18 protein-coding genes are annotated in these 21,641 nt (G+C 59.7%); 8 read left to right on the plus strand and 10 right to left on the minus strand.

Features of this window, described 5'->3' with window-relative positions:
- Positions 1 to 176 precede the first annotated feature (176 nt).
- Both mgrA and O3S81_RS05010 read right to left on the minus strand, forming a co-directional pair.
- Positions 177 to 1,208: an L-glyceraldehyde 3-phosphate reductase gene (mgrA, locus tag O3S81_RS05005; protein ID WP_269341328.1), complete on the minus strand. Its 1,032-nt coding sequence runs from the start codon at positions 1,206 to 1,208 to the stop codon at positions 177 to 179.
- 124 nt (positions 1,209 to 1,332) lie between these two features.
- Positions 1,333 to 3,798: a beta-mannosidase gene (locus tag O3S81_RS05010; RefSeq protein WP_442864867.1), complete on the minus strand. Its 2,466-nt coding sequence runs from the start codon at positions 3,796 to 3,798 to the stop codon at positions 1,333 to 1,335.
- 491 nt (positions 3,799 to 4,289) lie between these two features.
- Between O3S81_RS05010 and O3S81_RS05015 the strand changes: the two genes are divergently transcribed.
- Positions 4,290 to 5,342 (plus strand): LacI family transcriptional regulator, encoded by a 1,053-nt coding sequence (locus O3S81_RS05015; protein ID WP_269341330.1) that lies wholly within the window; start codon positions 4,290 to 4,292, stop codon positions 5,340 to 5,342.
- Between the two features lie 112 nt (positions 5,343 to 5,454).
- Here the strand turns inward: O3S81_RS05015 and znuA are convergent, their stop codons facing one another.
- Positions 5,455 to 6,444, minus strand: coding sequence for a zinc ABC transporter substrate-binding protein ZnuA (gene znuA, locus O3S81_RS05020; protein WP_269341331.1), 990 nt, complete (start codon positions 6,442 to 6,444; stop codon positions 5,455 to 5,457).
- 104 nt (positions 6,445 to 6,548) lie between these two features.
- Between znuA and znuC the strand changes: the two genes are divergently transcribed.
- Genes znuC through zur form a run of 3 tightly spaced genes read left to right on the plus strand, consistent with a single transcriptional unit; the run spans position 6,549 to position 8,699 of the window.
- Positions 6,549 to 7,478 carry a zinc ABC transporter ATP-binding protein ZnuC gene (gene znuC, locus O3S81_RS05025; protein WP_269341332.1) on the plus strand — a complete coding sequence of 310 codons (930 nt, stop codon included), beginning with the start codon at positions 6,549 to 6,551 and terminating at the stop codon, positions 7,476 to 7,478.
- Entirely contained in the window at positions 7,471 to 8,289 is an 819-nt protein-coding gene (gene znuB, locus O3S81_RS05030) for a zinc ABC transporter permease subunit ZnuB (protein WP_269341333.1), read from the plus strand. The genes znuC and znuB overlap by 8 nt, the downstream gene beginning before the upstream one ends.
- The gene (gene zur, locus O3S81_RS05035; RefSeq protein ID WP_269341334.1) at positions 8,286 to 8,699 is read left to right on the plus strand and encodes a zinc uptake transcriptional repressor Zur; all 414 of its coding nucleotides are present in this window, start codon (positions 8,286 to 8,288) and stop codon (positions 8,697 to 8,699) included. The genes znuB and zur overlap by 4 nt, the downstream gene beginning before the upstream one ends.
- Before the next feature lie 43 nt (positions 8,700 to 8,742).
- Here zur and O3S81_RS05040 read toward each other — a convergent pair whose 3' ends face one another.
- Both O3S81_RS05040 and O3S81_RS05045 read right to left on the minus strand, forming a co-directional pair.
- A complete protein-coding gene (locus tag O3S81_RS05040) occupies positions 8,743 to 9,273 on the minus strand; it encodes a gamma carbonic anhydrase family protein (protein WP_269341335.1) in 531 nt (176 codons plus the stop codon).
- Positions 9,274 to 9,304: 31 nt separating this feature from the next.
- Positions 9,305 to 9,994, minus strand: coding sequence for a fumarylacetoacetate hydrolase family protein (locus O3S81_RS05045; RefSeq protein ID WP_269341336.1), 690 nt, complete (start codon positions 9,992 to 9,994; stop codon positions 9,305 to 9,307).
- Positions 9,995 to 10,132: 138 nt separating this feature from the next.
- Here O3S81_RS05045 and dusA point away from each other — a divergent pair, with 138 nt between their 5' ends.
- On the plus strand, positions 10,133 to 11,143 hold the full coding sequence (gene dusA, locus O3S81_RS05050; protein ID WP_269341337.1) for a tRNA dihydrouridine(20/20a) synthase DusA: 1,011 nt from the start codon (positions 10,133 to 10,135) through the stop codon (positions 11,141 to 11,143).
- A 6-nt stretch (positions 11,144 to 11,149) separates the two neighbouring features.
- Here the strand turns inward: dusA and O3S81_RS05055 are convergent, their stop codons facing one another.
- Together O3S81_RS05055 and uvrA are read right to left on the minus strand one after the other, a co-directional pair.
- A complete protein-coding gene (locus O3S81_RS05055) occupies positions 11,150 to 11,950 on the minus strand; it encodes a DUF72 domain-containing protein (protein WP_269341338.1) in 801 nt (266 codons plus the stop codon).
- Positions 11,951 to 12,184: 234 nt separating this feature from the next.
- Positions 12,185 to 15,106, minus strand: a complete 2,922-nt coding sequence (uvrA, locus tag O3S81_RS05060) for an excinuclease ABC subunit UvrA (RefSeq protein WP_269341339.1) — start codon at positions 15,104 to 15,106, stop codon at positions 12,185 to 12,187.
- Between the two features lie 264 nt (positions 15,107 to 15,370).
- Between uvrA and O3S81_RS05065 the strand changes: the two genes are divergently transcribed.
- Both O3S81_RS05065 and O3S81_RS05070 read left to right on the plus strand, forming a co-directional pair.
- A complete protein-coding gene (locus O3S81_RS05065; RefSeq protein ID WP_269341340.1) occupies positions 15,371 to 15,955 on the plus strand; it encodes a single-stranded DNA-binding protein in 585 nt (194 codons plus the stop codon).
- Between the two features lie 39 nt (positions 15,956 to 15,994).
- Positions 15,995 to 16,264 (plus strand): hypothetical protein, encoded by a 270-nt coding sequence (locus O3S81_RS05070; RefSeq protein WP_269341341.1) that lies wholly within the window; start codon positions 15,995 to 15,997, stop codon positions 16,262 to 16,264.
- Between the two features lie 55 nt (positions 16,265 to 16,319).
- Here O3S81_RS05070 and O3S81_RS05075 read toward each other — a convergent pair whose 3' ends face one another.
- Together O3S81_RS05075 and O3S81_RS05080 are read right to left on the minus strand one after the other, a co-directional pair.
- A complete protein-coding gene (locus O3S81_RS05075; RefSeq protein WP_269341342.1) occupies positions 16,320 to 17,468 on the minus strand; it encodes an HPP family protein in 1,149 nt (382 codons plus the stop codon).
- Between the two features lie 132 nt (positions 17,469 to 17,600).
- Entirely contained in the window at positions 17,601 to 18,230 is a 630-nt protein-coding gene (locus O3S81_RS05080; protein ID WP_269341343.1) for a MarC family protein, read from the minus strand.
- A 216-nt stretch (positions 18,231 to 18,446) separates the two neighbouring features.
- Here O3S81_RS05080 and gyrA point away from each other — a divergent pair, with 216 nt between their 5' ends.
- Positions 18,447 to 21,230 carry a DNA gyrase subunit A gene (gyrA, locus tag O3S81_RS05085; RefSeq protein ID WP_269341344.1) on the plus strand — a complete coding sequence of 928 codons (2,784 nt, stop codon included), beginning with the start codon at positions 18,447 to 18,449 and terminating at the stop codon, positions 21,228 to 21,230.
- Positions 21,231 to 21,321: 91 nt separating this feature from the next.
- Here gyrA and O3S81_RS05090 read toward each other — a convergent pair whose 3' ends face one another.
- Positions 21,322 to 21,582 (minus strand): hypothetical protein, encoded by a 261-nt coding sequence (locus tag O3S81_RS05090; RefSeq protein WP_269341345.1) that lies wholly within the window; start codon positions 21,580 to 21,582, stop codon positions 21,322 to 21,324.
- Positions 21,583 to 21,641 lie beyond the last annotated feature (59 nt).

Here is a 21,641-nt window from a genome sequence, read left to right on the forward strand (position 1 = left end):
GGTTTCGATGAGAAGAACCTACGAATAAACGAATGAACGGAAACTGAATTTAAAATTACAATTATGTAATGGTTGTTAACGGTTAGGCGCGGTCGTTAATCTTTCAGTTGCGGATTTACGTCGCGCTTTTACAGGTCAAGACCGCCCGGCGAAGGCCGGACGGTCTGTTTAATGCATCAAACGCGCTCGGCGGATTTTGCCCAGAGGTTGATATCCGCGTCCTTGGCGTAACGGTCGATTTCGGCCAGTTCCTCGACGGAGAAATCGGCATTGTCGAGTGCCCTCACGCAATCCTCGACCTGTTCCACACGGCTTGCACCGATGAGTGCCGACGTGATGCGGCCGCCGCGCAGCACCCAGGCGATCGCCATCTGCGCCAGCGTCTGGCCGCGCCGTTCGGCAATGCTGTTCAGCGCGCGGATGTTCTCGACATTGCGTTCATTGAGGAAGGCGGGGTTCAGCGACTTGCTCTGCGATGCGCGGCTGCCCTGCGGTACGCCGCCCAGATATTTCGTCGTCAGCATGCCCTGCGCCAGCGGCGAGAAGACGATGGAGCCGATGCCCAGCTCTTCCAGCGTGTCGACGAGACCATCTTCCTCGATCCAGCGGTTGATCATCGAATAGCTCGGCTGGTGGATGATGCAGGGCGTGCCGAGGTCCTTCAGGATGGCGGAGGCCTCACGGGTGCGCTTCGAATTGTAGGACGAGATGCCGACATAAAGCGCCTTGCCCGAGCGCACGATCTGGTCCAGCGCACCGCAGGTTTCCTCAAGCGGCGTATTGGGGTCGAAACGGTGGGAATAGAAGATATCGACGTAATCGAGCCCCATGCGCTTCAGGCTCTGGTCACAGGAGGCGATCAGATATTTGCGGCTGCCCCATTCGCCATAGGGACCGGGCCACATGTTGTAACCGGCCTTGGAGGAGATGATCATCTCATCGCGATAACCTCTGAAATCCGTCTTGAGGATTTCACCGAAAGCGGTTTCGGCACTGCCGGGCGGCGGGCCATAGTTGTTTGCGAGATCGAAATGGGTGATGCCGAGATCGAAGGCACGGCGGCAAATGGCCTGTTTGGTCTGGTGCGGCGTGTCGTTGCCGAAATTGTGCCAGAGCCCCAGCGAAATCGCCGGCAGTTTCAGGCCGGTCTTGCCGCAATGATTGTATTTCATGGATGCGTATCGGTTTTCGGCCGGTTGCCAAACCATGGGTCTTCCTCCACTTGCTGATGACTGGCTGCCGGAGAACCCGGCACCCCTTTGAATAGGCGACGGCAGGCGCGTGGCGCCCACCTTTCTTAAGAGCGATGGTTATGCCTTTCTCCGCATCGTTTCAATGCGAGGATTGGCAGGTATGAAGATCGAAGACGCGGAAATGCGGCTGGGGGCCGGCCGCCTTCGGGGTGAAGATGATGCGGCGGGTCTCGCCAGCGGAAAGATCGAACAGATTGTCCGAATAACGTCCGGGCTGGTCCGCCTCCAGCATGACGAAGAGTGCGAGACCGGTTGCCGAGACGTCGATTTCGAACTGGCCGTTTTTCAAGGTGTTTGTCGTAAAGGTCAGGCCGGCGGGCTGAAGCTCCAGCGCCTTGTAGGTGTCGCGCACATGGTGGCCTTCGCCGGTCATGCCGTTGGAAGCAATGAAGTTCCAGGCAAGGATCGCGCCATCAGGCAGGCTGTCCATGTCGATATCGGTCAGCGTCGCGGCCTTGTCGCTCGTGCAAGTGCCATTGGCGGATTTCAACGGCACGCGGTTGCCGTTCATGGTCAGCGCAACGATATTCATGTCGATCTCGACGTCCTCCGCCGTGTCGTTGACCATGGAGAAATTCACCCGGCGTCCAGCTTGCGAAGGGATGGCCGAGACCGCCACCGGCTGGAAGAAACGGCGGGCGGCATAATGCAGCGCCTTCCAGCCGCCGCCATAATCGAGGCTTGACCACGATGCGACCGGCCAGGTGTCGTTCAGCTGCCAATAAAGCGTGCCCATGCAATGGGGTTTCAGCGAGCGCCAGTAGTCCACGGCGGTGCGGATGGCCAGCGCCTGCTGGACCTGGCTCAGATAGACGAAGTTTTCGAAATCCTTCGGGAAGCGGAAATAGCGGAACATGGTGCCGGCGATGCGTTCATTGCCGCCGACATTCTTCTGGTGCAGCTCGACGACCGGGGAGGCGATGTTCATGTCCTTGTCCTCCGCATAGGTGCGAATGACCGGCATGGATGTATAGGACTGGAAACCGAATTCGGAGCAGAAACGCGGTTTCACCGAACGGTAATTGTCGAACGACTTGTTCTCGTGCCAGACGGACCAGTAATGCATGTCGCCGGAGCCATCCGCATGCCAGGCATCGCCATAATCGAGATAACCCGAGGCAGGGCTCGATGGCCACCAGAGCGCTTCGGGGGCGGCCTTTTTCAGGCCTCTTTCGATGGTGCGGTTCAGGCGGTCGTAAGCCACGAGATAGCGGTCGCGATTGTTTCGGGATTCATCGAACCAGGTCAGCGCGCCGACCAGCTCGTTATCGCCGCACCAGAGCGCAACGGAGGGGTGCGAGGACAGGCGTTTCACCTGATAATCGACCTCGTGTTCGACATTGTCGAGAAAGTCTTCGCTGCAAGGGTAGAGATTGCAGGCGAACATGAAATCCTGCCAGACGAGCAGGCCGAGACGGTCGCAGAGATCGTAAAACCATTCCTCCTCATAAAATCCGCCGCCCCAGACACGGATCATGTTCATGTTGGCTTCGACGGCTGAGCAGAGGAGGTCTTCCGTCTTCTCCCGGCTGGTCAGCGAATAAAGCGCATCTGATGGAATCCAGTTGGCACCACGGCAGAATATCTCCCGGCCATTGATGCGGAAGGCGAAGCGGCTGCCGGCCTCATCCTTGTCGGTCAGAAGTTCGATGGTTCTGAAGCCGATCTGGCGGGTGACGGTTTCGTCAGGCAGTTCCACCGTCAGGTTGTAGAGCGTCTGCTCGCCACTGCCGGCCGGCCACCAGAGGTCCGGATTTTCGATGAAAAAGACGTGGTGCACCACCGTTTCGCCCGCGCCGACGCCGCAATCAAGCCGCAGCCTTTCATCGTTGAGTGACAGATAGATCGGCAGACTTGCCGGACCCTCGGCAAAGAGCGTGATGGCCACATGCAGCTCGACGCCGCCTTCGACATGGTGCTGGGAGGTGACAACATGTTCGATACGGGCCGTATCAAGTCGCTTCAGCAGGATTTTCCCGTAGAGGCCAAGCGGGGCAATCGCAATGTTCCAGTCCCAGCCGAAGTGGCATTGCGGCTTGCGCAGCATGTTGCCATTGGCGATGGGCGAATTGCCTTCGTGATAGGGAATGTAAAAGGGTTGCCGCGCCTGCCGCTCGGCGCCGGCCGTGATGTTGGAATGGAAGTGGATGCGGATGGTGTTTTCACCCGGCCGCACGGCACGGGAAATATCGGGCCGGTAACGGCGGAAGCAATTGTCGGCGCTCAAGATCGGGATATCGTTGACGAAGACGATGGCGACGGTATCGAGATAATCGATATCGAGGTACCAGCTGGCATCTGCGTCATCGAGGATGAAGGTACGCTCGATGATCCAGTCCTGCTGCGCCACCCATTGCACGGCCTTCTCATTGGCGCCGTGATAGGGGTCGGGAATGATGGCGGCATTTTTGAGCGCCGTGTGAATATCGCCCGGAACGGAAAGCGTGGTGGCATGATCTCCTTCCACCGAACTCAGGCGCCAGGGCCCGGCCAGATCGATGACGGTTTCGGGCGTGGAAGAAGAGATCATGATCGGACCCTGCATAATATGAATTCAACGAAGACGAGCCGGCATTATGGTGCCGGCTTGTGTCAGAATCTGGGGAGGATGAATACCCGCACGACGCTTGTCACCAAGCTTATCCGGCTTTGCGATTTCCTCCCTCCGGCAACGTTACCGTAAAACAATCGTGCCGTCATGCCTTTGGTTGGCAAGGGAGGGTGTGAAAAATGTCTCTGGCCGTAGTCTCGGCGTATTGAGATGGATAAGCTATAAATAGAAGTATTTTTATCTATACATATACAATATTTAGCATTGTTTTTTCATCCAACAAATAAGGATCGAAGCGCCCCGATATCCAGGGCGACTGGCCGATAAAGTGGTGACGTCAGCGGGGCGTATTTTTCGTAACTATATCGTTATAGCTGAGTTGTCGGCTACGTGGATGAGATCGACCGGGCGATTGGCGACCTTTGCCTTTGCAATGGAGCAAAAGCTATCTATGATTATCGTTCGGTAAAGTGTGGCGAAATGACATGAACGATACTGGCAAATCCGGCGGGGGCGATACACCTGCAACGACGGGCGAGCGCCCAACCCTGAAGACCATCGCTTATATGACGGGCCTTGGCATCACCACCGTCTCGCGCGCGCTGAAGGATGCGCCGGATATCGGCGCCGAAACCAAGGAGCGTGTGCGGCTCATCGCCCGGCAGATCGGCTACCAGCCGAACCGCGCCGGCGTGCGTCTTCGCACCGGCAAGACCAATGTCATCGCGCTGGTGCTGAGTGTCGATGAGGAGCTGATGGGTTTCACCAGCCAGATGGTGTTCGGCATCACCGAGATTCTCTCCACCACGCAATATCACCTTGTCGTCACGCCCCACATCCATGCCAAGGATTCCATGGTGCCGATCCGCTACATTCTTGAGACCGGCTCGGCGGACGGCGTTATCATTTCCAAGATCGAGCCCAATGATCCGCGTGTCCGTTTCATGACGGAGCGCAACATGCCCTTCGTCACCCATGGCCGTTCGGATATGGGCATTGAACACGCCTTTCACGATTTCGACAATGAGGCCTATGCCTACGAGGCGGTCGAGCGGCTGGCGCAATGCGGGCGAAAGAGGATCGCCGTCATCGTGCCGCCATCGCGCTTTTCGTTTCACGACCATGCCCGCAAGGGTTTCAATCGGGCGATCAGGGATTTTGGGCTCACCGAATTTCCGCTGGATGCCGTCACCATCGAGACGCCGCTTGAGAAAATCCGGGATTTCGGCCGGACGCTGATGCAGTCCGATGATCGCCCTGATGGGATCGTCTCGATCAGCGGCAGCAGCACCATCGCGCTGGTGGCGGGTTTCGAAGCCGCGGGAGTGAAGATCGGCGAGGATGTCGATATCGTCTCGAAACAGTCGGCCGAGTTCCTGAACTGGATCAAGCCGCAGATCCACACCGTCAACGAGGACATCAAGCTGGCGGGCAGGGAGCTTGCCAAGGCGTTGCTGGCCCGCATCAACGGTGAGGCTGCGGAAACGTTGCAAAGCATCAGCAGGCCGGTCTGGTCTTCGATGGCGCCGAAGCCGTAGGTCAGGCTCTCCGGTAAGGCGATATGCTGCCTTGGCCGGCGTGGCTGTCTGCCAACCCTTACGTCTCCGTCATGCCGGCCCGGAGCCGGAATGACGGAGACAGAATTTCATGTCAGGACAGGCAGTTCCTGAGCGAACCGGCAATGCCCTGCATCAGCTTGAAATAGAGATCGGGGCCGGGCTCCAGTGTCGCCGCTTCCGGATCGAGCGTAGCCGATTTTGCTGGCGTGCCTTCGGTGATGACCGAGACCAGTTTCGGTTCGAATTGCGGTTCGGCGAAAACGCAGGTCGCACCAAGCTGGCGCACCTTTTCCTGCATCTGTTTGACGCGATCCGCGCCCGGCAGGGTTTCGGGGCTGACGGTGATCGATCCTGCGGTTTTCACGCCATAACGATGCTCGAAATATTGATAGGCATCGTGGAAGACGATGAAGGGCTTGTCCTTCACCGGTTTTACCGTTTCCGCGACTTCGGCGTCGAGCGCATCGAGATCATCCATCAGCTTCCTGGTGTTGGCCTGATAGGTCGCGGCATTGCCGGCATCGGCCGCGATCAGCGCTGTTTCGACCGCCTGGGCCATGGCCTTGGCGTTGGCGGGGTCCAGCCACAGATGGGTGTCATAGGCGCCGTGCTCGTGCTCATCGGCATCGCCATGGTCGTGTCCGTGATCATGCACAGCTTCGCCTTCGGTGTGGCCGTCATGCGCCTCATGGCCTTCTTCGCCGTCATCGTGCGCCTCGAAAGGGCCGCCTTCGCGGAAGGGCAGCTTTTCGAGACCCTTCACATCTTCCAGTTCCACTACGGTTGCCTTGCTCGCCAGGGCCTCCAGCGGCTTTTGCAGGAAGGCTTCCAGTCCGGGCCCCACCCAGAACACCACATCCGCCTTTTCGAGCTTGCGTGCATTCGACGGCCGGAGATTATAGGTGTGCGGCGAGGCCGCGCCGTCGACGATGAGCTGCGGTTCGCCCACGCCTTTCATGATGGCGGCAACTAGGGAGTGGACGGGCTTGATCGAGACCACGACATCGGGCGCGGCGGTGGCGCCCGAAGCGGCGGCCGCTATTGCAGCCGACGCCACGAGCGGGATCAGGATCGATTTCATGAAATGCACTCCACTTGAACAAGTATAGTTATGTTATTACATTTATTGCGTAACTCTATAACGTATGCAATAGCGGTAGGCAACATCGCCGAACGGACAATCCCATGCTTCATTCCGCCCACAGGGGCAACGAGATACTGGTTTCCCTCGCCAATGCCGGCGTGCAGCGCAACGGCCGCTGGCTGGTGCGCGGCGTGGAGTTTTCCGTCAGCAAGGGCGAGATCGTCACGCTCATCGGCCCGAACGGCTCCGGCAAATCCACCAGCGCAAAAATGGCGATCGGGGTGGTGAAACCGAGCGAGGGCAAGGTCGCGCGCAAGGCCGGCCTGAAGGTTGGCTATGTGCCACAGAAGCTTTCGGTGGACTGGACCATGCCGCTTTCCGTGCGGAGGCTGATGACACTGACCGGGCCGCTGCCTACGCGGGAAATCGATGCGGCACTGAATGCTACGGGCATCGCGCATCTTGCCAATGCCGAGGTGCAGCATCTTTCCGGCGGCGAGTTCCAGCGGGCGCTTCTGGCCCGCGCCATTGCCCGCAAGCCCGATCTGCTGGTTCTCGACGAACCCGTTCAGGGTGTTGATTTCTCCGGCGAGATCGCGCTCTATGATCTGATAAAAAATATCAGAAATTCAAATGATTGTGGAATTCTGTTAATCTCGCATGACCTGCATGTTGTGATGGCGGAAACCGATACGGTCATCTGCCTGAACGGCCATGTCTGCTGCCGCGGCACGCCGCAGGCGGTGAGCCAGAGCCCGGAATATATGCGGCTGTTCGGCGGCGCGGCGGCCAAGGCACTGGCGGTCTATAGTCACCATCACGATCACACCCATCTGCCGGATGGCCGGGTGCAGCATGCGGATGGAACGGTGACGGACCATTGCCACCCCGAAGACGGGCACCATCACGCGCATGATCATCATGACCACGGACACCATCAGGATGGCCATGGCGAATGCGGCTGCGGCGAAGACCATGACCATGGGGACCATGCGCCCCAAGACCAGCGGCAGGGAGAGCGCCATGTTTGACGATTTCTTCACTCGCGCCATGGTCGCCGGCATCGGTGTCGCACTCACCGCCGGTCCTCTCGGCTGTTTCGTCGTCTGGCGGCGTATGGCCTATTTTGGCGACACCATGGCCCATTCGGCGCTTCTCGGTGTTGCCCTGTCTCTGCTTTTGCAGCTCAACCTCATCGTCAGCGTCTTTCTGGTGGCGTTGGCCGTTTCGATTCTTTTGATCTTTCTGCAACGCAGGCAGGCACTTTCCGCCGATGCGCTGCTGGGCATCCTGTCCCATTCGGCACTGGCGATCGGCCTTGTCATCGTCGCCTTCATGAGCTGGGTGCGTATCGATCTCGTCTCGTTCCTGTTCGGCGATATTCTTGCTGTCACCCGCAGCGATATCGCGCTGATCTGGGGCGGCGGGCTGGTGGTCATCGTCTCCTTGGTTTTCCTGTGGCGGTCACTGCTCGCTTCCACGGTCAATACGGAACTGGCGGAAGCCGAGGGGCTGAACCCGGAGCGGGCGAAGCTCATCTTCACGCTGCTGATGGCGCTGGTGATCGCCATTGCCATGAAGGTGGTCGGCATCATGCTCATCACCTCGCTGCTCATCATACCGGCCGCGACCGCGCGGCGTTTTTCGAGCACGCCGGAGGTGATGGCGATTGTGGCCTCGCTGATCGGCGCGGTTGCTGTTGTCGGCGGCCTGTTCGGTTCGCTCACCTATGATACGCCGTCCGGCCCATCCATCGTGGTTGCTGCGGTGATCCTGTTCGTTATAAGCCTGTTGCCGGAGCCGGGTTTTTCCCGCTCCGCGGATGAAGGAGGCAAATCATGAATGCGCAGACCCAGCCGAACCTCACCAAAAACCAGTCGCTGGTGATGAATGCCCTTTCAAACGCGCATCAGCCGCTCAGCGCCTATATGATCCTCGACAAGCTGCGCGACGACGGGTTTCGCGCACCGCTGCAGGTTTACCGGGCGCTGGAAAAGCTGGTGGAATTCGGCCTTGTGCACCGGCTGGAAAGCCTCAATGCCTTCGTTGCCTGCACCCATACGCAGGCCGAATGCTGCTCGCACCACCATGGAACCGTGGCCTTTGCCATCTGCGAATCCTGCGGGCAGGTGACGGAGTTCCACGATCACGAGATTGACCACCGTCTGGAGCGCTGGGTGAAGGACAGCAAGTTCAAGGCAGAAAAGACCACGATTGAGATTCGCGGTCTCTGCGCCGCCTGCGCGGCATAAGTTGATTTGAAGCAGGCGGGCGCGAGCTGCCCGCCATCCGTCTTTATTCGATGATCGCCAGATCTTTCGAAAAACGCTTCCAGTTCTCGATGTATTTTTCCGCCGAGCGGCGAAGGCCCGCAATGGTTTCGTCATCCAACGTGCGGATGGCCCGCGCCGGTGACCCGACGATCAGCGAATTGTCCGGAAACTCTTTGCCCTCCGTCACCAGCGCGTTGGCGCCGACGAGGCAGTTGCGGCCGATCTTTGCGCCGTTCAAAATCGTTGCGCCCATGCCAACAAGCGAATTGTCGCCGATGCTGCAGCCATGCACGATGGCGTGGTGGCCAATGGTGCACATTTCACCGATGGTCGCGGCAAAACCGGGATCGCTGTGCACCATAACGCCTTCCTGAATATTGGTGCCGCGGCCGATGCTGATCGGCTCGTTATCGCCGCGCAGCGTCGCACCGAACCAGATGCCGACATCTTCGCCGAGCGTGACCGAACCGATGACATTGGCATCGGGTGCAACCCAGTAATGATCCGGGGCAGGGGTTTGTGGTACCCGATCGGCGAGGCGGTAAAGCGGCATGGCGGTGTCCTCCCTTTGCGTTTCCTGCCGATCAGGCGATCTTGACCGAGAGCGTGCCGACACCGTCGACGCCACAATCTATCCTGTCACCGTGCACGATGGGGCCGACGCCGGCTGGCGTGCCGGTCATGATCACATCGCCGGCGGCAAGGGTGAACAGCTTGGAAAGCTCGGCAATCACCTCCGGCACCTTCCAGATCATCTGGGCGAGATCGCCTGTCTGCTTGCGTTCGCCGTTGACATCGAGCCAGATCGCGCCGGTTGAGGGATGGCCGATCTTCTCGGCGGGAACGATGGCCGAAACCGGTGCGGAATGTTCAAACGCCTTGGCGCCTTCCCAGGAGCGGCCCATTTTCTTCAGCCCGTCCTGCAAATCGCGACGGGTCATGTCGATGCCGACGGCATAACCCCAGACATGGTTCAGCGCCTCCGACGCCGGGATATCCGCGCCGCCGCTCTTCAGGACCACGACACATTCGACTTCGTAATGCACGTTGGAGGACAGCGACGGGTAGGGGAAATCATTGCCTGCGGGCAGAAGATTGTCCGGGTTCTTCTGGAAATAAAAGGGCGGCTCGCGCGAGGGATCGTGGCCCATCTCGATGGCGTGATCGGCGTAGTTGCGGCCGACGCAATAGACCCGCCGCACGGGGAACATGTCTTCCGTGCCCTCGACGGGCAGCAGAACGGGTTTCGGAGCGGGGATGACGGTGGCGGCCATGGGGATTTCCTGTCGTCTCTTTAAGCTGCAAGTCTTGTCCCGCGATTCCGGGGCGATTTCCAGTTGAAAATGACCTTGCCTGCAAAACTGGCTTTTTACGGTCCTTTGCTGTAGAAGCCGGCGCAAAGAGGTTTACCCATGTACAGACAAGCGCTTGCCAGCGGCGAAAAAATCTTCGCCGTGGCCCCTATGATCGACTGGACCGACACGAGGTGCAGATTTCTGCACCGGCAATTGTCGAAGCGCGCCTTGCTGTTCACCGAAATGATCGTTGCCGACGCCATCATTCATGGCCAGCGCGAGAGGTTGCTCGGTTATCATCCGCAGGAACATCCCGTTGCGCTGCAGCTTGGCGGATCGGATCCGGCCAAGCTTGCAGAGGCGGTGCGGATCGCCGGTGATTACGGTTATGACGAGATCAACCTCAATGTCGGCTGCCCTTCGGACCGGGTGCAATCCGGTACCTTCGGCGCCTGCCTGATGCGTGAGCCGGATGTCGTGGCGGAATGTGTTTCGGCGATGAAAGCGGTTGCGGCTGTGCCGGTCACGGTCAAATGCCGTATCGGCGTTGATGACCAGGAACCCGAAGCCGTGCTGCCGGATTTTCTGGCGCGGGTGGTTGCGGCCGGTGCGGATGCGGTGTGGGTTCATGCGCGCAAAGCCTGGCTTCAGGGGCTTTCGCCGAAGGAGAACCGCGAGGTTCCACCGCTCGACTATGATCTCGTCTATCGCATGAAGCGGGAAAATCCTGGCGTCTTCATCGGCATCAATGGCGGTATTTCCGATCTCGATCAGGCAAGCGAGCACCTGAAACATATGGACGGCGTGATGCTCGGCCGCGCCGCCTATCACAACACCTCGATCCTTGCCGATGTCGATCATCGCATCCATGGCGAGGAAGCCCGCCAATATGACTGGATGGCGCTGCGGGACGCGATGATGGCTTACGCCGCTGATTATATTGCCGCAGGTGGACGTCTCAATCACGTCACCCGCCACATGGTCGGCCTGTTTCAGGGCATGCCGGGCGCGCGCCGTTTCCGGCAAATCCTCTCCAGCGATGCCACCCGGCCGGGTGCGGGGCCGGAGGTGATCGAGGCAGCTTTTGCCGCCATCGATTTCAATCCGACGAAAGAACTGGCGGGCTGAGGGGGCTCAGACCGCTTTTTGCAGTTCTTGCGCACCAACAGGCGCATTGACCTTGCCGCCGGTGATGAAGAAGGCGAAGACGTCGCGTGGCGTCTTTTCGACCTTGCGCTCGGGCGCGATCAACGGCAGATCGTCAGGCACGCCACCCGCCGCATAGGTCTTGACCCGTTTGGCCCAACGGCCGATCCCGGTCTGCGGATAACAGGTCTTGATTTCGTCCTCGCCCTTTTGCAGGCGGCAATAGACGAAATCGGCGGTTACGTCCGGCAGCATCGGATAATCGTGATGATCGGCGCAGACGACGGCAACCTTGTGTTTGGCGAGGAGATCGATGAATTCCGGTACCTGGAATGTTTCATTGCGAACCTCGACCACATGCCGCAGGGAAATGCCATCCTGTTTTTCCGGCAGCAGCGCCAGAAAGGCGCCGAAATCATCCGCATCGAATTTTTTTGTGGGCGCGAACTGCCAGAGGATCGGGCCGAGATGGGAGCCGAGTTCCGTCAGACCCTGCGTCAGGAACTTCGTCATGGATTCACCAGCCTCGGCCAGAACCCTGCGATTTGTGACGAAACGGCTCGCCTTCAGCGAGAAGATGAAATCCTCCGGCACTTCGGAGGCCCATTTGGCGAAGGTTTCCGGTTTCTGGCTGCTGTAATAGGTGCCGTTCACCTCGATTGCCGTCAATTGCCGGCTGGCATGTTCGAGCTGGCGCTTCTTTGGCAATTTTTCCGGATAAAACGTGCCTTCCCAGGGCTCGAAAGTCCAGCCGCCGATACCGGTGCGGATCGTTCCTGATGTCGACATATGCTGTTCCTCCACTGACGCCTCGATGGCTGAATTCTTCCTTGAACAGGCAGCGAATGGCTCCGCAGCCTCAAACCGCTGATACAGCGTATCTCAAAGCCCGCATCATCCCCGGGCCTGTCCCGAGGATCTAACCCGTACCGTCAATCTACCGGTCGCAGATGCTCGGGACAGGCCCGAGCATGACGGAGGAGAGGTTTGCAGACTTCGCCACGACCTCAACCCTTGCCGTACTTACTCCGCAGCCTCGCGTTTCCCGGCCGGCCGGCGGTCGAGAAGTTCCTTCAGGAAGTGGCCGGTATAGGAGCGCTCGACCTTGACGATGTCTTCCGGCGTGCCGGTTGCCACCACCTCACCACCGCCCGTGCCGCCTTCGGGGCCGATATCGATGATCCAGTCGGCCGTCTTGATGACTTCGAGATTGTGTTCGATCACCACCACGGAATTGCCCTGTTCCACCAGCGCATGCAGCATTTCCAGGAGCTTGTTGACGTCGTGGAAATGCAGGCCCGTCGTCGGCTCGTCGAGGATATAGAGCGTGCGACCCGTCGAGCGCTTCGACAGTTCCTTGGCGAGCTTGACGCGCTGCGCCTCGCCGCCGGAGAGCGTATTGGCCTGCTGGCCGACCTTGATGTAACCGAGGCCGACATCGAACAGCGATTGCAGCTTGTCGCGCACCGCCGGCACGGCGGCGAAGAACTCCACGCCTTCCTCGACCGTCATATCCAGCACGTCAGCGATGGATTTGCCCTTGAAGGTGACATCCAGCGTCTCGCGATTATAGCGCTTGCCATGGCAGACATCGCAGGTGACGTAAACGTCAGGCAGGAAGTGCATCTCGATCTTGATGACGCCGTCGCCCTGGCAGGCCTCACAGCGGCCGCCCTTGACGTTGAAGGAGAAACGGCCGGGCGCATAACCGCGCGCCTTGGCTTCCGGCAGGCCGGCGAACCAGTCACGGATCGGCGTGAAGGCGCCGGTATAGGTGGCGGGGTTGGAGCGCGGCGTGCGGCCGATCGGCGACTGGTCGATGTCGATCACCTTGTCGATGAATTCGAAACCGTCGATGCGGTCGTGTTCGGCCGGGATTTCACGCGCGCCCATTACCCGGCGCGCCGCAGACTTATAGAGCGTCTCGATCAGGAAGGTCGATTTGCCGCCGCCAGATACGCCGGTCACCGCGGTGAAAACGCCGAGCGGCACGGCTGCCGTGACATTCTGGAGATTGTTACCGCGGGCGCCAAAAACCTTGATCTCGCGACCCTTTTTCGGCTTGCGGCGTTCGGCCGGCACGGCAACGCCCAGTTCGCCGGAGAGGTATTTGCCGGTCAGTGATTTCGGATTGGCCATCACATCCTGCGGTGTGCCTTCCGCGATCACCTGACCACCGTGAATGCCGGCGGCCGGACCGATATCGACCACATAATCCGCCGTCAGAATGGCGTCTTCGTCATGTTCGACAACGATGACGGTATTACCGATATCGCGCAGGTGTTTCAGCGTCTCGAGCAGGCGGGCGTTGTCACGCTGGTGCAGGCCGATCGACGGCTCGTCGAGAACATAGAGAACGCCTGTCAGACCCGAGCCGATCTGCGAGGCCAGACGAATACGCTGGCTCTCACCGCCGGAAAGCGTTCCGGAATTGCGCGACAGGCTCAGATAATCGAGCCCCACATCGTTGAGGAACCGCAGGCGCTCGCGGATTTCCTTGAGAATGCGGACTGCGATCTCGTTCTGCTTGGCGTTGAGATTTTCCGGCAGCACCTCGAACCAGTCGCGTGCCTTGCGGATCGACATTTCGGTGACTTCACCGATATGCAGCTTATTGATCTTGACGGCGAGGGCTTCCGGCTTCAGGCGATAACCGGCGCAGGCCGGGCAGGGGGCCGCCGACATGTAACGCTCGATTTCCTCACGCGCCCAGGCGCTGTCGGTCTCTTTCCAGCGACGCTCCAGATTGGGCACGATGCCTTCGAAGTTCTTCACCGTTTTGTAGGAACGGGCGCCGTCCTGATAATTGAATTCGATCTTGTCGTCCGTGCCCTGAAGGATGGCGTGCTGCGCTTCCTTCGACAGATCGGACCATTTGCTCGACAGCTTGAACCCAAAGGCATTGCCGAGCGCTTCCAGCGTCTGGTTGTAATAGGGCGAGGAAGATTTTGCCCAGGGGGCAATGGCGCCGTCGCGCAGGGTGCGGGCCGGTTCGGGCACGATCAGGTTTTCATCTACCTTCTGCTGCGAACCGAGGCCATCGCAGCTGGGGCAGGCGCCGAAGGGGTTGTTGAAGGAGAACAGCCGTGGCTCGATTTCCGGGATGGTAAAGCCGGAAACGGGGCAGGCGAATTTCTCCGAAAACAGCACACGCTCATGGGTCTCGTTGAGAGACTTGTTGGCCGAGCCGCCGGCGGCGGTTTCTTCGGGTGGCAGAGGCTTGTCGGCGAATTCGGCGATTGCCAGCCCGTCGGCGAGCTTGAGGCAGGTCTCGAGACTGTCGGCAAGGCGTGCGGCCATATCCGGGCGTACGACGGCACGGTCGACCACCACGTCGATATCGTGTTTGTATTTCTTGTCTAGGGCAGGAACGTCGGCGATCTCGTAGAACTGGCCATCCACCTTGACGCGCTGGAAGCCCTTCTTCATCAGCTCCGCCAGCTCCTTCTTGTACTCGCCTTTGCGGCCCCGCACGATCGGCGCGAGAATGTAAAGACGCGTGCCTTCCTCGAAAGCGAGGATGCGGTCGACCATCTGGCTGACTGTCTGGCTTTCGATCGGCAGGCCCGTGGCAGGCGAATAGGGTACACCGACACGCGCGAACAGGAGGCGCATATAGTCGTAAATCTCGGTGACCGTGCCGACTGTGGAGCGCGGATTGCGCGAGGTGGTCTTCTGCTCGATGGAAATGGCCGGCGACAGGCCGTCGATCTGGTCGACATCCGGTTTCTGCATCATTTCCAGGAACTGGCGCGCATAGGCCGAAAGGCTTTCGACATAACGGCGCTGGCCCTCGGCATAGATCGTATCGAAGGCAAGCGACGATTTGCCCGAGCCGGAAAGCCCGGTCATGACGATCAGCTTGTTACGCGGTAGATCCAGATCGATGCCCTTGAGATTATGCTCGCGGGCGCCACGGATGGAAATCGTCTTCAGTTCACTCATGACAAGGCTCGGACAAAAATAACACACTTGATGGCAGCGCGTCCTTATGTAGTGACGCAGCCGAAGGTGTCGAGGTCTATTTCCTATCGGTCGCAGCTTTTCGGAATGCTTGACTCGAAATCTGCGATTTAATAGAACAAAAAAGGAACGAATTGCAAGCGTGAATGTCTGCTCCCGCAGCTTAAGATTATTCTTTGTGGATAGTTCCCTGGCTGCGGTGCCCTTTGCGGGCAGCGGTGGTTATTGTGTGCGGAATTTTTTGAAATGCAATTGCCGGTCATGAAGGCTGGCGGACAGGATGACGAGATGGCTGGTAGCGTAAACAAGGTAATTCTGATCGGAAACGTGGGCGCCGATCCCGAAATCCGCCGGACGCAGGATGGCCGCCCCATCGCCAACCTGCGTATTGCCACCTCGGAGACCTGGCGGGACCGCAACAGCGGCGACCGCAAGGAAAAGACCGAATGGCACACCGTCGTGGTTTTCAACGAGGGCCTGTGCAAGGTCGTCGAGCAATATGTGAAAAAGGGCGCCAAGCTCTATATCGAAGGCCAGCTGCAGACGCGGAAATGGCAGGACCAGACCGGCAATGACCGTTACTCCACCGAAATCGTGCTGCAGGGCTTCAACTCCACGCTGACGATGCTTGATGGTCGCGGCGAAGGCGGCGGCGGCCGCAGCGGCGGCGGTGATTTCGGCGGTGGCAATGATTATGGCAGCGGCGGCGGTTCCGGTTACGGCGGCGGCGGTTACGACCAGCAGTCCTCGTCGCGCGGCGGCTCTTCCCGTGGCGGCGGCCAGCCTTCCGGCGGCTTCTCCAACGACATGGACGACGATATCCCGTTCTGAGCGGACGGCGAATACGTAATAGCGTGACAGGAGGCAGGCATGAGTGACGAAACCGCACCGAAACCGCCGGCGACAAAACAACCGGCTACCTGGCGCATCATTCTCGCCTTCTTCCTCGATTTCTGGACGGCGTTTTTCATCGCCGGATTTCTTGTCGCGTCGGTTGCAGGCGGGCGCACGCCACAGGGTTTTACCCTGAATGGCCTGCCCGCCTTTATCGCCTTCGCGCTGATCATCGCTTATTTTGTCGTGCTCGGGCGGTTTTTTGGCGGCACGCTATGGCAGCGTCTCCTTAAGGCGAGGCGCTAACATCCGGTTTTGCCGGCTCTCCCACAGGGAGGTAGTATTTCGGTGTCGCGGCGGACTATGCCGCGACCTTGTCCGCCAGCATCGCGACCATGACATCGGATTGCGACACGATACCCACCATTTTTCCTTTGGCATCGATGACCGGCAGGTAATGCAGCCCTTCTTCCGCAAAGCGGATGATGGCTTCCTCGATCGAGGTTTCCGGTCGCACGGTTTTCACCGGCGAGGTCATGATGTCCTTGACGGTGTCGTTGGGTGCGCTTGCGCCTGAGAGGATGAGGCGCAGCCGTTGCAGGAAGCCGATGGAGGGGCGGCCGTTTCTCCAGCTTGCCTTTTCGAGAAAATCCGTCTGGGTGACGATGCCGACGATTTCGGCCCTGTCGTTGGTGACGGGCAGCGCCTTGAAATGATGGCTATGCATCAACGCATGGGCGTGGCGCAGGCTGTCATCGGGGGCGACGCCGACCACATCCTGCGACATGACGCTGGCGCAATCGAGATGCAGCGCGCGGCGGCGATAGGAGCGCAACTCGGTCTTGCGCAGGATGGTCTCCAGCGCATCGCGGTCGATATCGAGGAATTCGTCATATTCCTTCAGCACCTCGTCGAGGTCGGTCGAGGAAAAGCCGATTTTCTGGATGGGAGTGGGATCCGTGGTGCCGTGGGCGGCCTTTCCGAGCTTCAGGCCGTGGGGATAGGCGCGGCCGGTGGCATTGTTATAGGCGAGCGCAAGCGCAAGAAGGATCAGCGAGTTTCCGGCGACCGGCCACAGGAGAAAGCCATATCCGAGGCTATGTACGGCGGGGCCACCGAGAACGGCCGTCAGCGCCACCGCTCCGCTTGGCGGGTGCAGGCAGCGCAGCGCCATCATCGCGGCGATGGCGAGGCTGATCGCCAGCGCGCTGGCGAGGAACAGATCCGGCACCAGCAGCGCCACGGTCACGCCCACGAAGGCCGAAACGAGGTTGCCGCACAGGATTGACCAGGGCTGCGCCAGAGGGCTGGAGGGCACGGCGAATAAAAGCACGGCCGAAGCGCCCATCGGCGCGATCATGGCGGGCAGGGTGGGATCGAAACGCAGAGCCAGACCGCCCAGAAGGCCGGTCAGCAGAATGCCGACAAAGGCGCCGGTTGCGGAGCGCAGCCTTTCCCTGTTGCTGACGGGTGCGGCATCCGGGATGAGGCGGCGCAGCGTGGAACGCATGAGGAGAACTTTCGAATCCGGAAAAGATGCGCGTCTTTTAGCCGAAATGGCGGCCGGATTTAAAGGATGGATTTTCCGGAGTTGTTGCCGGATGCGGGATTTTGTTGCGCAGACATGCGATCACGCCGGAGTTCAGAAATCGAAGGCCGATTTTATGCCGTCAACCACGAACTGCACTGAGAGTGCGGCGAGCAGAACGCCGAGAAGCCGGGTAAGGATGGCGCGGCCGGTATTGCCGAGAAAACGGTCCATGCGCTCCGAAACGATCAGTGCAGCATAAACGAGGGCCATGGCGAAAGCGAGGATCAGGATGAGCACTACCATCTCGATGGTGGTTTTCATCGAGCCGGCAAGCAGCACGGTGGCGGAAATGGCGCCCGGCCCCGCGATCAGCGGCAGGGCCAGCGGAAAGACCGCCAGATTGTGCAGGTGGTCCTTGGTGATGGCGATCTCGGAGGTCTTTTCCTTGCGCTCCTGGCGTTTCTCGAAAATCATCTCGAAGGAAATCCAGAACAGCAGAAGGCCGCCGGCGATGCGGAAGGCGCCGAGCGAAATGCCAAGCAGGTTGAGAATGGCAAGACCGAACAGTGCGAAGACGGCAAGAATGCCGAAGGCGATGATGGAACCGCGCAATGCTACCTGGCTGCGCTGGTCACGCGTCATGCCGGCGGTCAGCGCCAGGAAAACGGGGGCGAGACCCGGCGGATCGAGCGTGACCAGAAGTGTGGTAAGCGCATTGATGAGCGTTTCGCTGCTGGCCATTCTTTCCCCGCTTATTGCTTTTTGCGCATGAGCCTACGCAAGTCGTGGCTGCTTTGAAAGGGAGCGGACCCGCTTTTGCCGGGCTAAATCGTGAAAAGCGGCGTTCGTCTTGCAAATGACGCAAAAGCCTGTTCAAAACTCGCCGGGAAATTGGCTTAACGTGGCTGTTTCCGCTATAAAAATCCATCCGATTCTTAACAGAGAATGTGATCCGTTTTGACTGACCAGAGCCCCCCCGGCGGCGGAAAACTTCCGCCAGGCATTGAACCGATTTCCATCATGGAGGAAATGCAGCGGTCGTATCTCGATTACGCCATGAGCGTCATCGTGTCCCGCGCGCTTCCCGATGTGCGAGACGGCCTGAAGCCGGTTCATCGCCGTATCCTCTACGGCATGTCCGAACTCGGCATCGACTGGAACAAGAAATACGTCAAATGCGCCCGTGTTACCGGGGACGTGATGGGTAAATTCCATCCGCACGGCAACATGGCGATCTATGACGCGCTGGCGCGCATGGCGCAGGACTGGTCGCTCCGCCTGCCGCTGATCGACGGCCAGGGCAATTTCGGCTCCATCGACGGTGACCCGCCGGCGGCTGAGCGTTACACCGAATGCCGCCTGGAAAAGGCCGCGCATTCGCTGCTCGACGATCTCGACAAGGAAACGGTCGATTTCCGTGACAACTATGACGGCACCTTGCAGGAGCCCGTCGTCATTCCGGCCAAGTTCCCGAACCTTCTGGTCAACGGGGCAGGTGGTATCGCGGTCGGCATGGCGACCAACATTCCGCCGCACAATCTCTCGGAAGTCATCGACGGCTGTATTGCCATGATCGACAATCCGGCGATCGAATTGCCGGAACTGATGCAGATCATTCCCGGTCCGGATTTCCCGACCGGCGCGCTGATCATGGGCCGTTCGGGCATTCGCTCGGCTTATGAGACCGGCCGCGGTTCCGTCATCATGCGCGGCCGCGCCACCATCGAGCCGATGCGCGGCGACCGCGAGCAGATCATCATCACCGAAGTTCCCTATCAGGTGAACAAGGCGAACATGATCGAAAAGATGGCCGAACTGGTCAAGGAAAAGCGCATCGAGGGCATTTCCGACCTGCGCGACGAGTCCGACCGCCAGGGTTACCGCGTCGTCATCGAACTGAAGCGCGATGCCAATGCCGAAGTCATTCTGAACCAGCTTTACCGCTACACGCCGCTGCAGACCTCCTTCGGCTGCAACATGGTGGCGCTGAACGGCGGCAAGCCGGAGCAGATGACGCTCATCGACATGCTGCGTGCCTTCGTTTCCTTCCGCGAAGACGTCGTCAGCCGCCGCACGAAGTACCTGCTGCGCAAGGCACGCGAGCGCGCGCATGTGTTGGTGGGTCTCGCGATTGCGGTCGCCAATATCGACGAGGTCATCCGCGTCATCCGTCATGCGCCCGATCCGGCTTCTGCCCGTGAAGAGCTGATGACACGCCGCTGGCCGGCGCAGGACGTGGAAAGCCTGATCCGTCTGATCGACGATCCGCGTCACCGCATCAATGATGACGGCACCTACAATCTTTCCGAGGAACAGGCGCGCGCCATTCTCGAACTGCGCCTTGCCCGCCTCACCGCGCTCGGTCGCGATGAAATCGGCGACGAGCTGAACAAGATCGGCGCGGAGATTTCCGAATACCTCGAAATCCTGTCGTCGCGCCTGCGCATCCAGCAGATCGTCAAGGACGAGCTTGTCTCGATCCGCGACGAATTCGGCACGCCGCGCCGCTCCGAGATCGTCGAGGGCGGTCCTGACATGGACGATGAAGACCTCATCGCCCGCGAGGACATGGTCGTCACCGTCTCGCATCTCGGTTACATCAAGCGTGTGCCGCTGACGACCTACAAGGCGCAGCGCCGCGGCGGCAAGGGCCGTTCCGGCATGGCGACGCGCGACGAGGATTTCGTCAACCGTCTCTTTGTTGCCAATACCCATACGCCAGTGCTGTTCTTCTCCTCGCGTGGCATCGTCTACAAGGAAAAGGTCTGGCGCCTGCCGATTGGCACGCCGCAATCCAAGGGCAAGGCCCTCATCAACATGCTGCCGCTGGAGCCCGGCGAGCGCATCACCACCATCATGCCGTTGCCCGAGGACGAAACGACCTGGGAAACGCTTGATGTGATGTTCTCGACGACGCGCGGCACGGTTCGCCGCAACAAGCTCGGCGATTTCGTGCAGGTCAACCGCAACGGCAAGATCGCCATGAAGCTGGACGAGGAGGGCGATGAAATCCTCTCCGTCGAAACCTGCACGGATCGTGACGACGTGTTGCTGACGACCGCGCTTGGCCAGTGCATCCGCTTCCCCGTGGACGATGTGCGCGTCTTTGCCGGCCGCAACTCCGTCGGCGTGCGCGGCATCAACATGGCTGAAGGCGACCGCATCATCTCCATGACCATTGTTGGCCATGTCGATGCCGAACCGTGGGAGCGTGCCGCCTATCTGAAGCGCTCGGCTGCCGAACGGCGTGCCGCCGGCGTCGATGAGGACGATATCGCGCTTGTTGGCGAGGAAGTGACGGAAGAGGGTGAACTCAACGAAGAGCGCTATCAGGAGCTGAAGGCACGCGAAGAATTCGTGCTGACGGTTTCCGTGAGGGGCTTCGGCAAGCGTTCGTCTTCTTACGACTTCCGCACCTCGGGCCGCGGCGGCAAGGGCATCCGCGCCACCGATACCTCGAAGACCAACGAGATCGGCGAACTTGTTGCCGCCTTCCCGGTGGAAGAGGGCGACCAGATCATGCTGGTTTCCGATGGCGGCCAGCTGATCCGCGTACCGGTCAACGGTATCCGCATCGCGAGCCGCGCCACCAAGGGCGTCACGATCTTCTCCACCGCCAAGGATGAGAAGGTGGTTTCCGTTGAACGCATCAACGAGCCGGAAGGCGACGACGATGCCGAGAACGGCAATGGCGAAGAGGCGGATGGTAATCTGCCGGAGGCACCGGAGAGCGAGGCGTAAGCCGCCTCGTTTCCCATACCCATTAACGAAAAACCCCGCGGTGCATGCGCTCCGCGGGGTTTTTCTTTGCCTGTTTGGCTAAGTCCGGTTCTTATCGAATTCGCATATGCACCGGTGCACGTCCCGAGCGGCGCCCGACATGAAGGTGGATGCTGGCTTCCGGCTGGTTGGCGCGCCAGGCACGGGCGCCATGCGACAGAAGCAGCGCCACGAGATCGCGTGTCTTTGCCTTGGAACGGTTGAGACCGATATCGGCGATACGCATCGCCGCCTCGTGAATGGGATGCAGGACCGAAAGGCTGCCATGCCCGTTGCCAGACGCAATGTCCGAATAATTCTCGTTGACTGCCATCTTGGAAAGCCTCGCTACTCATTACACAATTCGAGGAGACAGGCGATGTTTCGATAATG

This window comes from Agrobacterium sp. SOY23, assembly GCF_027212525.1.
In the GTDB taxonomy this organism is placed as follows: Bacteria; Pseudomonadota; Alphaproteobacteria; order Rhizobiales; family Rhizobiaceae; genus Agrobacterium; species Agrobacterium tumefaciens_I.

Bases quoted from the DNA above. Each gene is read 5' to 3' on its own strand.
- mgrA (WP_269341328.1), bottom strand. From the start codon at position 1,208: ATGGTTTGGCAACCGGCCGAAAACCGATACGCATCCATGAAATACAAT.
- O3S81_RS05010 (WP_442864867.1), bottom strand. From the start codon at position 3,798: ATGCAGGGTCCGATCATGATCTCTTCTTCCACGCCCGAAACCGTCATC.
- O3S81_RS05015 (WP_269341330.1), top strand. From the start codon at position 4,290: ATGAACGATACTGGCAAATCCGGCGGGGGCGATACACCTGCAACGACG.
- znuA (WP_269341331.1), bottom strand. From the start codon at position 6,444: ATGAAATCGATCCTGATCCCGCTCGTGGCGTCGGCTGCAATAGCGGCC.
- znuC (WP_269341332.1), top strand. From the start codon at position 6,549: ATGCTTCATTCCGCCCACAGGGGCAACGAGATACTGGTTTCCCTCGCC.
- znuB (WP_269341333.1), top strand. From the start codon at position 7,471: ATGTTTGACGATTTCTTCACTCGCGCCATGGTCGCCGGCATCGGTGTC.
- zur (WP_269341334.1), top strand. From the start codon at position 8,286: ATGAATGCGCAGACCCAGCCGAACCTCACCAAAAACCAGTCGCTGGTG.
- O3S81_RS05040 (WP_269341335.1), bottom strand. From the start codon at position 9,273: ATGCCGCTTTACCGCCTCGCCGATCGGGTACCACAAACCCCTGCCCCG.
- O3S81_RS05045 (WP_269341336.1), bottom strand. From the start codon at position 9,994: ATGGCCGCCACCGTCATCCCCGCTCCGAAACCCGTTCTGCTGCCCGTC.
- dusA (WP_269341337.1), top strand. From the start codon at position 10,133: ATGTACAGACAAGCGCTTGCCAGCGGCGAAAAAATCTTCGCCGTGGCC.
- O3S81_RS05055 (WP_269341338.1), bottom strand. From the start codon at position 11,950: ATGTCGACATCAGGAACGATCCGCACCGGTATCGGCGGCTGGACTTTC.
- uvrA (WP_269341339.1), bottom strand. From the start codon at position 15,106: ATGAGTGAACTGAAGACGATTTCCATCCGTGGCGCCCGCGAGCATAAT.
- O3S81_RS05065 (WP_269341340.1), top strand. From the start codon at position 15,371: ATGCAATTGCCGGTCATGAAGGCTGGCGGACAGGATGACGAGATGGCT.
- O3S81_RS05070 (WP_269341341.1), top strand. From the start codon at position 15,995: ATGAGTGACGAAACCGCACCGAAACCGCCGGCGACAAAACAACCGGCT.
- O3S81_RS05075 (WP_269341342.1), bottom strand. From the start codon at position 17,468: ATGCGTTCCACGCTGCGCCGCCTCATCCCGGATGCCGCACCCGTCAGC.
- O3S81_RS05080 (WP_269341343.1), bottom strand. From the start codon at position 18,230: ATGGCCAGCAGCGAAACGCTCATCAATGCGCTTACCACACTTCTGGTC.
- O3S81_RS05090 (WP_269341345.1), bottom strand. From the start codon at position 21,582: ATGGCAGTCAACGAGAATTATTCGGACATTGCGTCTGGCAACGGGCAT.